Source organism: Bacillus sp. FSL W8-0519, assembly GCF_038005585.1.
Taxonomy (GTDB): domain Bacteria; phylum Bacillota; class Bacilli; order Bacillales; family Bacillaceae_G; genus Bacillus_A; species Bacillus_A paranthracis.
This window is the reverse complement of sequence record NZ_JBBOTL010000001.1, coordinates 4,532,581-4,545,008: the sequence shown is the minus strand read 5'-3', so window position 1 is coordinate 4,545,008 and position 12,428 is coordinate 4,532,581. Positions and strand designations below refer to the sequence as shown.

At 38.1% G+C, this 12,428-nt stretch carries 11 protein-coding genes; 9 read left to right on the top strand and 2 right to left on the bottom strand.

What is annotated here, in order from left to right; genetic code table 11:
* The first annotated feature begins 97 nt into the window (after positions 1–97).
* The 9 genes from NST14_RS23870 (at position 98) to murC (ending at position 11,337) form a co-directional block, all read left to right on the top strand.
* Positions 98–1,171 (top strand): M42 family metallopeptidase, encoded by a 1,074-nt coding sequence (locus NST14_RS23870; RefSeq protein WP_001031510.1) that lies wholly within the window; start codon positions 98–100, stop codon positions 1,169–1,171.
* Between the two features lie 279 nt (positions 1,172–1,450).
* On the top strand, positions 1,451–1,960 hold the full coding sequence (locus NST14_RS23865; RefSeq protein WP_000869929.1) for a DUF84 family protein: 510 nt from the start codon (positions 1,451–1,453) through the stop codon (positions 1,958–1,960).
* A gap of 83 nt (positions 1,961–2,043) precedes the next feature.
* Positions 2,044–2,358, top strand: coding sequence for a thioredoxin family protein (locus tag NST14_RS23860; RefSeq protein WP_000838188.1), 315 nt, complete (start codon positions 2,044–2,046; stop codon positions 2,356–2,358).
* Positions 2,359–2,436: 78 nt separating this feature from the next.
* On the top strand, positions 2,437–3,249 hold the full coding sequence (locus NST14_RS23855) for a DUF1444 domain-containing protein (protein ID WP_000784603.1): 813 nt from the start codon (positions 2,437–2,439) through the stop codon (positions 3,247–3,249).
* Positions 3,246–3,860: a YtpR family tRNA-binding protein gene (gene ytpR / locus NST14_RS23850; RefSeq protein ID WP_001006759.1), complete on the top strand. Its 615-nt coding sequence runs from the start codon at positions 3,246–3,248 to the stop codon at positions 3,858–3,860. Before NST14_RS23855 ends, ytpR begins: the two co-directional genes overlap by 4 nt.
* A gap of 229 nt (positions 3,861–4,089) precedes the next feature.
* Entirely contained in the window at positions 4,090–4,434 is a 345-nt protein-coding gene (locus NST14_RS23845) for a hypothetical protein (RefSeq protein WP_000813335.1), read from the top strand.
* A 221-nt stretch (positions 4,435–4,655) separates the two neighbouring features.
* On the top strand, positions 4,656–8,594 hold the full coding sequence (locus tag NST14_RS23840; RefSeq protein WP_341119173.1) for a DNA translocase FtsK: 3,939 nt from the start codon (positions 4,656–4,658) through the stop codon (positions 8,592–8,594).
* Positions 8,595–8,655: 61 nt separating this feature from the next.
* Positions 8,656–9,774, top strand: coding sequence for a nicotinate phosphoribosyltransferase (locus tag NST14_RS23835; protein ID WP_229143048.1), 1,119 nt, complete (start codon positions 8,656–8,658; stop codon positions 9,772–9,774).
* Positions 9,775–10,026: 252 nt separating this feature from the next.
* Positions 10,027–11,337 carry a UDP-N-acetylmuramate--L-alanine ligase gene (murC, locus tag NST14_RS23830; protein WP_000219470.1) on the top strand — a complete coding sequence of 437 codons (1,311 nt, stop codon included), beginning with the start codon at positions 10,027–10,029 and terminating at the stop codon, positions 11,335–11,337.
* Between the two features lie 52 nt (positions 11,338–11,389).
* Here murC and NST14_RS23825 read toward each other — a convergent pair whose 3' ends face one another.
* Both NST14_RS23825 and NST14_RS23820 read right to left on the bottom strand, forming a co-directional pair.
* Positions 11,390–12,052 (bottom strand): HAAS signaling domain-containing protein, encoded by a 663-nt coding sequence (locus NST14_RS23825; RefSeq protein WP_001031376.1) that lies wholly within the window; start codon positions 12,050–12,052, stop codon positions 11,390–11,392.
* Positions 12,049–12,393 (bottom strand): PadR family transcriptional regulator, encoded by a 345-nt coding sequence (locus NST14_RS23820; RefSeq protein ID WP_000414143.1) that lies wholly within the window; start codon positions 12,391–12,393, stop codon positions 12,049–12,051. Before NST14_RS23820 ends, NST14_RS23825 begins: the two co-directional genes overlap by 4 nt.
* Positions 12,394–12,428 lie beyond the last annotated feature (35 nt).

Sequence of the window (12,428 nt, the reverse complement as noted above, 5' to 3'; positions counted from 1 at the left end):
AAGCAAATACAGCTAAAAAAGAAGAAACTAGAAACATTTCGAAAATTTCGTTACAATAAAAGAGGTATTCTACTAAGGTTTGAAAGAAGGGGACTTCGTGAATAAAGAGACATTACAATTATTTCGTACGTTAACAGAATTACAAGGTGCATCAGGTTTCGAACATGATGTACGCCGTTTTATGAAGCAAGAATTAAGCAAATATGCAGATGAAATTGTACAAGACGGTTTAGGTAGCGTATTTGGTCTGAAAAAAGGGGACGAAACTGGCCCGCGTGTTCTTGTAGCAGGTCATATGGATGAAGTAGGTTTTATGGTTACGCAAATTACGAAAAACGGAATGCTTCGTTTTCAACCTTTAGGCGGCTGGTGGAGCCAAGTACTATTAGCTCAGCGCGTTCAAGTTATGACGAAGAATGGCCCTGTTATTGGGGTTGTTGGTTCTATTCCTCCTCATTTATTAAGTGACGCGCAACGTGCAAAACCGATGGATATAAAAAATATGTTAATTGATATAGGCGCAGATAGCTATGAAGATGCGATTGAGATTGGTGTAAAACCAGGACAACAAATCGTGCCAATCTGCCCGTTTACGCCGATGGCAAACGAAAAGAAAATTATGGCGAAAGCTTGGGACAACCGTTATGGGTGTGGCCTTGCAATCGAATTACTAAAAGAATTAAAAGACGAAACATTACCAAACACATTGTACTCTGGTGCGACTGTACAAGAAGAAGTTGGTCTTCGCGGTGCTCAAACTGCTGCAAATATGATTCAACCAGATATTTTCTATGCGCTTGATGCAAGTCCAGCTAACGATGCATCTGGTGACAAAACACAGTTCGGTCAATTAGGAAAAGGTGCTCTTCTTCGTATTTATGACCGTACGATGGTAACGCATAGAGGAATGCGCGAATTCATTTTAGATACAGCAGAAACACACAACATTCCGTACCAATACTTTATTTCACAAGGTGGTACAGATGCGGGCCGTGTACATACAAGTAACTCAGGTATCCCATCAGCAGTAATTGGTGTTTGCGCACGCTACATTCATACACATGCTTCTATTTTACATGTTGATGACTATGCAGCAGCGAAAGAACTAATTACGAAGCTTGTAAGAGCAACAGATAAAACGACGTTAGAGACAATTAAGAATAACGCGTAGAGAAGAAGGGCTGAAGAGCCTTTCTTTTTTTAGATTGAATAGATGCTCGAGCGATATATGGTAGCAGTCAGTGCTTAATTGATTCTCGTACGGGGATTAAAACCCCGGGTAGGAAGTGAGAGTAAGGTTGCTTTTGAGTTCGAGGTCCGCAATGTTGTGAGAAAAACTCTTCTTTTTCAGAGTGAAGAGACAAACAAGCGATGTGTGGTGGCCGTGCTCCCGTGTATAAAGAACAATTTGATTAAGGGAAAATGATAAATTTTTATAGAGGTGAATGAAATGAAAGTAGTAGTTGGATCGAAGAATAAAACGAAGGTTGGAGCTGTGGAGAAGGTTTGGAAAGATGCCGAAATTACATCTCTTTCTGTTCCTTCAGGAGTAGCAGCACAACCGTTTTCAGATGAAGAGACGATGCAAGGAGCGATCAATAGAGCGAAGCGAGCGCTAGAGGAAGGGGAAGCTCAAATTGGCATTGGACTAGAAGGCGGCGTGATGAAAACGGAGTACGGTTTATTTATGTGTAATTGGGGCGCACTAGCAACAAGTGATGGTAAAACATTCGTTGCCGGCGGGGCGCGTATTACGTTACCGGATGATTTTTTAGCACCTCTTGAAGAGGGCAAGGAGTTAAGTGAAGTGATGGAAGAGTTTGTACAGAGAAAAGATATTCGTAGTCATGAAGGTGCTATCGGTATTTTTACGGATGATTATGTGGACCGTACGGAATTATTTGTACACGTTGTTAAGTTACTTGTTGGGCAATATAAGTATGATGAAAAGCAAGCATAAACCTTGCACCGTGCGCGATGTATGGTAGTATAAAGGAAAGATTATAACATGAAAAAATGCACTCGTTAGAGGAGGAAATATAGATGAAATCATTAGAAAGCATGGAGCAATTCCAAGAGTTAAAAAATGAAGAGAATGTAATCTTTATGTTCTCAGCAGAATGGTGTCCAGACTGCCGCTTCGTAGATCCATTTATGCCAGAAGTAGAAGAGAAATATAGTGATTTCTCATTTTACTATGTAGATCGTGATGAGTTTATTGATTTATGCGTAAAATTAGACGTATTTGGCATTCCGAGCTTTGTAGCGTACAATAAAGGTGAAGAAACAGGTCGCTATGTAAACAAAGATCGTAAAACACAAGAACAAATCGAAGAGTTCATTGAAGGTTTAAAATAAGGCAATTTGCCAATTGAATTGTAAAACAACCTCTACCTTCGCGGGGGAGGTTATTTTTTTGGAAGGGAGGAAAAAGAGATGAAGATGACAAGTAAAAAGATGAAAGACGAGTTAATGAAGAAATTATCTCGCCCGGAATGGGACTTTCAGTATGATAGTGAGAAAGAAGTTCTACGTATAGAACAGAAAGACTCAAAAAAAGGTATTAACGTATCGCTTCCAGGAGTTGTAGCAAAATGGGAAGTGAATAAAGAAAAGGCGATTGAAGAGGTTGCCTACTACGTACAAGAAGCGTTAATTGCGATGCATAAGGAAGAAAATAGCGCGGCGAAAATTTTACCTGTTATTCGCTCTACTTCTTTCCCGAAACAAGCAGAAGAAGGAAATCCGTTTATTATGACGGATCATACGGCGGAAACACGTATTTACTATGCGCTAGATTCGAATAAAACATATCGTCTCATTGACGAGCGTTTATTACAAAAATTAGGGCTTACAGAGCAACAAGTGCGTGAAATGGCATTATTCAACGCTCGCTCATTAGGTTATGAATTTAAACAAGACACAGTGGCAGGTAATACATTCTACTTTTTAAACACAAATGATGGGTATGATGCGACTCGTATTTTAAACGAATCATTACTACAATCGATGCGTGAAAAGATTTCTGGTGACATGGTTGTTGCTGTTCCTCACCAAGATGTATTAATTATTGCTGATATCGTCAACGAAATCGGTTATGATATTATTGCACAAATGACAATGAAATTTTTTGCCGAAGGGCATGTTCCGATTACATCACTTTCATTCGTATATGAAGATGGGGACTTTGAACCAATCTTTATTTTAGCGAAGAATCGGAAGAAGACAGATGGAAAAGAGAAAGGATGAACGAAGTGAACGTTTTTTACAACCTTGAAGGAATTGGTGACACTCTAATTGTTGCCTTACAAGATATTACTTTAGAGAACCGTACTTTTGATCGCAAAGGAGATGTTGCACGCGTATATGACCGTGAAAGCAACGAAACAGCAGGATTCAACATCTTTAATGCATCTTCTTACTTAGAAGTAAAAGAAACAGGTAACCTTACATTAACGAAAGAACTTGTAGAAAAAATTAACGAAATTTTAGCGAAGAACGGCTTTGAAGAAACAGTAGAAGCAGATCTTTCTCCGAAATTTGTTGTAGGCTATGTAGCTGAAAAAGAGAAACACCCAAATGCCGATAAGCTAAACATCTGTAAAGTAGAAATCGGTACAGAAACATTACAAATCGTATGTGGCGCACCAAACGTTGATGCAGGACAAAAAGTTGTCGTTGCAAAAATCGGCGCTGTAATGCCAAGCGGTATGTTAATCAAGCCAGCTGAGCTTCGCGGAGTTCCTTCTGCTGGAATGATTTGTTCAGCACGTGAATTAGAGCTTCCAGATGCTCCACAAGAAAAAGGTATTCTTGTATTAGAAGATAGCTTTGAAGTTGGACAAGAGTTTAAATTTTAATTGATATAAGAAAAGAGAGGTTGTCCTTTTGGGCAGCCTCTCTTTTCTTTATTTTCATTTTGCGCCGGGTAATCTATGTTTTCTATTGAATCGTTGATATATTGCGAGTTGTGACAGATATATTCAAAAAATCGTTCATATTATAAGGATGTCACCTTTTTTCTTTGAATCTATATTGTATTTTATAAACAAACTAGTTAAAATTTAGAAAAAAGAAGGGGATAGACGTATGAAACAACAACCAAAAATCGCAGAACTTCTGAAACGAATTGAAACTTCAAAACAGCAAGATATCGAGTTAGGTACTTATGAGATATATTTGTTTAGTGAAAATGAATTAGAAAAAGGACAAATTGGTTATCGATATGATAAACATAAAAATTCATTACTAAGTAAAGAACACGGAAAATGGAAAGATGAATGGATTGTTATTGGATATGAAACAGATATGGGAGACCCAGTTTTCGTGAATATCGATGATGATGCGTATCCAGTGTATACGGCAGAGCGTGGTACAGAATTGTGGCAACCCGTTCATATTGGAAATATAGATGAGATTATAAAACAATTATAAAAAACTTTGAGACCGGTGCAAAGTGTAACGGATAGTGTAGATGAGTATCGGAAGAGTAAAGCTTGAACGCATTCTTACATGTAAGAATGCGTTTTTCTATATGAAAACACTCGTAAATTAGAATATTATGGATAAATATGACATGCTTAATTTTACCTGCACTTTTTGCCGAATGCTGATACAATAAAGGATGTTACTATTTAGTAGAAAGAGTGGTAAGCATGTTAGATTGGATGAAAAAGCTGTTTAACAAAGAGGAAGAACAAACAGCGATGAATAAAGAAGTACAAAAGCAAGTTGAAAGTCAGCCGAAAATTCCTCGTGTAAACCACTACACTGAAGCAAGAGAAGCACAAATGGCAAGTAGGAATGCAGGTAAATGCCGTTTTCCATTAGTACCGGATAATGGGTTCGATGAAGAGGATGTTATAGAAACAGGGCGTTTTGAAGAACAACCTGTTCAAGCTGTAACATATGAGAATCAGCCTATTCAAAGAGGAATCAAAGTGGAAAGAAGCAGACGACAGTATGTGGAGAAGGTAGTTTCTACATATGAAGAGCCGGAAATACAATATGAACCGGAGCGAGAGCCTGTCGTAAAGAAAGCATCTACACCAGCGCAAGAAAGTAACCGTAGACCATTTCGTCCAACAGAAATGATTTCGCCAATTTACGGATATAACCGTCCTTCAGTAGAGAAAAAGGAAGAAAAGCAGGAGGAAGTAAAGGAAAGAGAAGACCTTGAAATATCTGTAGAGGGCAAATCAGTCGTTGATGCATGGTTAGAGAAAAAAGGATATACATTATCTGATTTCTCAGAAGGACAAGCACCGACTTCTTCTAGTCATAGAGCTGCTAACGAGCAAGGAGAGCAACAATATGAAGAGAGTAAAAAGGAAGAAAAGTCAGTTGTTGATCAATGGCTAGAGAAAAACGGTTATGAAATCGAACGCCAAGAGCCTATAGTGGAAGAAAAAGAAGTGGTTCAAGAAATGAGTGCACCGCAGGAAGTTCCAGCGGCTGAATTACTTCATGAAACAATTGCTGAGCGCATGGAAGATGCGAAGCAAGAAAGTGATGTAGTGGACAAAAACATTCTACAAGAGGAATTAGTAGATTCTAAAGTAGAGCACGAGGATACAATATTATCAGAAGAAATTAAACGTAGTACAGAAATAGAACAACCTACTATTGAAGTAGAAAAACAAGCACCAGAAGAATCAGTGATTGTCAAAGCAGAAGAAAAACTTGAAGAAACAATTGTTGTAGAAATACCAGAAGAAGTGGAAGTAATTGTGGAAACAGAAGAGTCAGAAGAAGTAGAAGTAATTGCAGAAACAAAAGAGTCAGAAGAAGTGGAAGTAATTGCAGAAACAGAAGAGTCAGAAGAAGTAGAAGTAATTGCAGAAACAGAAGAGTCAGAAAAAGTAGAAGTAATTGCGGAAGCAGAAGAGTCAGAAGAAGTGGAAGTAATTGCAGAAGCAGAAGAGTCAGAAAAAGTGGAAGTAATTGCAGAAGCAGAAGAGTCAGAAGAAGTGGAAGTAATTGCAGAAGCAGAAGAGTCAGAAGAAGTAGAAGTAATTGCAGAAACAGAAGAGCAAAAAGAAGTGGAAGTAATTGCGGAAGCGGAAGCACCAGAAGAAGTGGAAGTAATTGCGGAAACAGAAGAGCAAGAAGAAGTAGAAGCAATTGCGGAAGCGGAAGAGCGAAAAGAAGTAGAAGTAATTGCAGAAACAGAAGCACCAGAAGAAGTAGAACCTGTAGCACTTGAAGAAATGCAACAAGAAATGGTGTTAAATGAAGCAATTGAACAAAAGAATGAATTCATACATGTTGCTGAGGCTGATGAACAAACGAAAAAAGATGTTCAAAGCTTTGCGGATGTTTTAATTACAGAAGAACAACCAGTTGCAGAAGAAACACCGGTCGTAGAAGAACAACCAGCTGCAGAGGAAGCACCGATTGCAGAAGAAACATCGGTCGTAGAAGAACAATCGGTTGTAGAAGAAGCACCGATTGCAGAAGAACAATCAGTTGCAGAAGAACAACCAGTTGTACAAAAAGAAGAACCAAAACGTGAGAAAAAGCGTCACGTACCATTTAATGTTGTTATGTTGAAACAAGATAGAGCGCGATTAATGGAAAGACATGCGTCTAGAACGAATGCAATGCAACCTTCTATGAGTGAACGAGTAGAGAATAAGCCTGTACATCAAGTAGAAGAACAGCCACAAGTGGAAGAAAAACCAATGCAACAAGTAGTAGTGGAACCACAAGTGGAAGAAAAACCAATGCAGCAAGTAGTGGTAGAACCACAAGTGGAAGAAAAACCAATGCAACAAGTAGTAGTGGAACCACAAGTGGAAGAAAAACCAATGCAACAAGTAGTAGTGGAACCACAAGTGGAAGAAAAACCAATGCAACAAGTAGTGGTAGAACCACAAGTGGAAGAAAAACCAATGCAGCAAGTAGTGGTAGAACCACAAGTGGAAGAAAAGCCAATGCAGCAAGTAGTGGTAGAACCACAAGTGGAAGAAAGACCAATGCAACAAGTAGTAGTGGAACCACAAGTGGAAGAAAAGCCAATGCAGCAAGTAGTGGAGCCACAAGTGCAGCCAGTACAACAAGTAGTGGCAGAGCAAGTACAAAAGCCAATTTCAAGTACGGAAGTAGAAGAGAAAGCATATGTTGTAAATCAAAGAGAGAATGATGTGCGCAATGTATTGCAAACGCCACCGACGTATACGATTCCATCATTAACATTACTATCGATTCCGCAGCAAGCAGCGTTAGATAATACGGAATGGTTGGAAGAACAGAAAGAATTATTAGATACAACGTTTAATAATTTCCACGTTGGCGCACATGTTATTAATGTATCGCAAGGTCCAGCAGTAACTCGTTTTGAAGTACAGCCAGACCCAGGTGTAAAAGTAAATAAAATTACAAACTTAAGTGATGATATTAAGCTAAGTTTAGCGGCGAAAGATATTCGTATTGAAGCGCCGATTCCAGGGAAGAGTGCGATTGGAATCGAAGTTCCCAATAAAGAAAGTAAGCCAGTATTTCTTCGTGAAATTTTAAGAAGTCCTGTGTTTACAAAGAGTGAATCACCGCTTACGGTTGCGCTTGGACTTGATATTTCAGGTGATCCAATTGTAACGGATATTCGAAAAATGCCACACGGACTTATTGCGGGTGCAACAGGTTCAGGTAAAAGTGTGTGTATTAACGCCATTTTAACGAGCATTTTATATAAAGCGAAACCACATGAAGTGAAGTTAATGTTAATCGATCCGAAGATGGTTGAGCTTGCACCATACAATTCTGTTCCACATCTTGTAGCACCTGTTATTACGGATGTAAAAGCAGCGACAGCTGCATTAAAATGGGCAGTTGAAGAAATGGAGCGCCGTTATGAATTATTTGCGCACGCAGGAGCTCGTGATTTAACTCGTTACAATACGATTGTAAGTGAGCGAGAAATTCCGGGAGAGACATTACCTTATATCGTTATTGTCATTGACGAGCTAGCCGATTTAATGATGGTAGCACCTGGTGATGTTGAGGAAGCGATTTGTCGTATTGCGCAAAAAGCACGTGCTTGTGGTATTCATTTATTAGTAGCGACGCAGCGTCCATCTGTAGATGTTATTACAGGTTTAATTAAGTCGAACATTCCAACGCGTATTGCGTTTACTGTATCATCTCAAGTTGATTCGCGTACGATTATTGATATTGGGGGCGCGGAGAAATTACTTGGCCGTGGTGATATGTTATTCTTAGGGAACGGTACGTCTAAGCCAGTTCGTGTACAAGGTGTATATGTATCGGATGATGAGATTGAAAAGACAGTTGATCATGTGAAAAAGCAAATGAAGCCGAATTACTTATTTAAGCAAGAGGATTTATTAGCGAAAACAGAACAGGCTGAGTCGGAAGACGAATTGTTCCTTGATGCATGTCAATTTGTTGTAGAACAAGGGGGAGCGTCCACATCTTCTGTACAGCGAAAATTCCGCATCGGTTATAATCGCGCGGCACGTCTCATTGAAGAGATGGAATCGCAAGGAATTATTTCTGAAGCACGAGGAACGAAGCCAAGAGATGTCCTTATTTCTGAGGATGAATTTGCCGCTATGCAGGAAACAAATGTATAGTAAACGGTTTTGCTGTATACTAAGAGAAAATGTTGGATAGTAAAGTAGGGAGTAAAGCGACATGAAAGAAATTGAATTAAAATTAAAAGGTGAAATAAATAGACTAACAAATAAAACATTTAAATTTGACGAACGCGTTGGAGAAGGTTGGTTCTCTGCCGTTTACTTTTTAAAGACTAGAGAAATCATCGAAGAATTTCGCCCGAAAAGTGTTGTAACGATGCAATTTTTCCAAAAGGAAAATGCAGTTCTTTGCGGAACAGATGAAGTTATTGCATTGCTACAAACATTCGCTAAAAATCCTGAGGAACTTGAGATTAACTCTTTAAAAGATGGCGATAAAATTAGTCCATTTGAAACAGTGTTAACAATTCATGGTCCTTATGAAAATTTCGGATTTTTAGAAGGTGTTATTGATGGGATTTTAGCTCGTCGTACATCGGTTGCGACAAACGTATATAACGTTGTCCAAGCTGCACGTAGCGTAGATAAAGAAAAACCAGTTATTTTCATGGGAGACCGTGATGATCATTATACACAACAAGCTGGTGACGGTTATGCAGCATACATCGGTGGTATGAGCGCACAAGCGACGCATGCGATGAATGAATGGTGGGGCAAAAGTGGTATGGGGACAATGCCTCACGCATTAATTCAAATGTTTAATGGTGATGTTGTGGAAGCGGCAAAAGCATATCATAAAAAATTCCCAGAAGATGAATTAGTTGTATTAATTGATTACAACAATGATGTCATTACAGATGCACTTCGCGTAGCACGTGAATTTGGATCAACATTAAAAGGTGTACGTGTAGATACGTCTCGCACGATGATTGATCAATACTTCATTCGCCACCCAGAAGTACTTGGAACATTCGATCCACGTGGTGTAAACCCATCGCTTGTATTCGCACTTCGTAAAGCACTTGATGAAGAAGGATTCCAGCATGTAGACATCGTTGTAACTGGTGGATTTGATGAGAAACGTATTCGTGAATTTGAAGCTCAAAACGTACCTGTTGATATATACGGAGTAGGAAGTAGCTTATTAAAAATGAATATTGGCTTTACTGGTGATAACGTAGAATTAAATGGAAAACCAGAGGCGAAAGCTGGTCGTAAATATCGTCCAAACCCACGTCTAGAACGTGTTCAATTAAAAAAAAGAGAAGATATGTAAGAGAGAGAAAAACTGATAGGTGATTGACCCTATCAGTTTTTCTGTTATCATAGTATAGCGGCTTCTTTTTTGCTATAATGGATTTGTTATGGACATAAAAAAGAAGTACGTACGAGTTTATCCTGATAAGTGAAGGGAAGAATAACTTCACTACATCAAAAATGTATGATGATTACCAAAATAAGAAAAGATTCATATACTGTCTTATAGATAGGCCGTTGTATTAGTTCGAAATGTTGGAGGTTCTTTAAGATGACAGTTTACCATTTTGTAGGAATTAAAGGAACAGGAATGAGTTCATTAGCGCAAATTCTTCATGACATGAAGCATACTGTTCAAGGGTCTGATTATGAAAAGCGTTTCTTTACACAAACAGCGTTGGAAAAGCGTAGTATCTCGATTCTTCCTTTTGATAAAAGTAATGTAAAAGAAGGACAAGTGATTATTGCAGGAAATGCATTTCCTGATACGCATGAAGAAATCGTAGCAGCAAAAGAATTAAACATCCCAGTACATCGTTACCATCACTTCTTAGGTGACCTTATGAACCAATACACAAGTGTTGCTGTAACTGGTGCACATGGAAAAACATCAACAACTGGTTTGTTAGCCCATGTAATGCAAGGTGCACACCCTACATCTTACCTTATTGGAGATGGAACAGGGCATGGGGTAGAAAATAGTAAGTATTTTGTATTTGAAGCTTGTGAGTATCGTCGTCATTTCTTGTCTTACAATCCAGACTATGCGATTATGACAAACATTGATTTTGATCATCCAGATTATTTCACAGATATCAATGATGTATTCAGTGCATTCCAAGAGATGGCATTGCAAGTGAAAAAAGGCATTATTGCATGTGGAGATGATGAAGAACTTCAAAAAATTCAAGCGAAAGTACCTGTTATTTTCTATGGATTTGGAGAAGATAATGATTTCCAAGCACGTAACATTCAAAAGAGAACAGATGGTACTATTTTCGATGTATTCGTTCGTAATACGTACTATGACACGTTCAAAATTACAGGATACGGCAATCACAGCGTATTAAATGCATTAGCAGTAATCGCGCTTTGCCATTATGAAAATGTTGATGTAGAAGCAGTTAAGCATCAGTTAACAACTTTTGAAGGCGTAAAACGTCGCTTTAATGAGAAGCCGATGGGAGAGCAAGTTATTATTGATGACTACGCACACCATCCGACAGAAATTAATGCAACGATTGAAGCCGCTCGTCAAAAACATCCAGAGCGTGAAATTGTCGCTGTATTCCAGCCGCACACATTCTCACGTACAGAAAAGTTCTTAGATGAGTTCGCTGAAAGCCTAAGCAAAGCTGATCAAGTATACTTATGTGATATTTTCGGATCAGCGCGCGAAAACAAAGGTGAATTAACAATCGAAGATCTGCAAAAGCGTATTGACGGTGCAGAATTAATTACAGATACAACAACGGATGTATTAAAGAAACATAAAAACGGCGTTCTCATTTTCATGGGCGCAGGAGACATCCAAAAATTCGAAGCAGCTTACGTAAAAGAAGTTCAAGTTGCAGAGAAATAATAGAAAAGACGCATAGCTTAGCTGTGCGTCTTTTTTGTTGTGTTCGATATATTTAAAAACCATGGATAGGTTGGTATTGTTTATTCTTTTTGTAGAGTTGTTTTAACAAAACGATATAAATTGAACTAAAAAGTACATATCCAATTAAATAATAGAATGAAAACATATCGAATTGTTTTGTTATGATGATGCGAATTGCGAAAAATGAAAATGGAAGAGCGATTAAAAGCCTTGAGCTAATGGAAATTATTGTTTTAAAGTATTTTAATAAGTCTGTATTCCAATGGTTTTCTCTACAGATGAACCAAATGTTACTTGCTATAAAAGCTAGTACAAATGGCAAATTAGCTGAAATATTGATGAAGCCTAGTACAATAGGTACTGATAGAGCACCAAGTGGACCGATAGATAGGCCAGAATAATATTTTATAAATGTATTTGTAGATTGCTGTACATCTTGAATAACGTCGATATATTCTGCTGCAATTTCCTTTGCTAGTTCTTTTGGAGGAAGAAATTCTGCAATCACTTGTGAAGGGATGCTTGCTGATGGTATCCCTTCACTTTCTTTACTTAATGCATTTTCGTATAAATCAGATTTAATTTCTAGCACATGTTGTTCGCGTGCTGATGTAGGTAAGTTCATTAAACCTTTCTGAAAATCGTGTAAGAAAGAAATAATGAGTTCATTTGCAAAGAATTGTTCCTTGTTCATTTTTTATCCTCTCCTTTAGCTAGTAACATTAGAGCTTGATACACGGCATCATAATCATGTAAGCGACTATGTAAAATTTCTCTCCCTTCGTCTGTAATGCGATAGTATTTTCTTTTTGGGCCATCACCAGACTCTTCCCAATAGGAAACAGCCCAATTGTTTTTCGTGATTCGATTTAATATAGGATAAATCGAGCCATTGGGGATATGAAATACAGGGATTTCTTGTAATGCACTTGTAATTTCGTATCCGTACATAGGTTGTTTACTTATTAAGGATAAAATAGCGAGATCAAAAACACCTTTACGTAATTGAATTATAAAATTATCATTTTTTTCCATACTTTAACTATATACGATTCATATCTAGATATCAA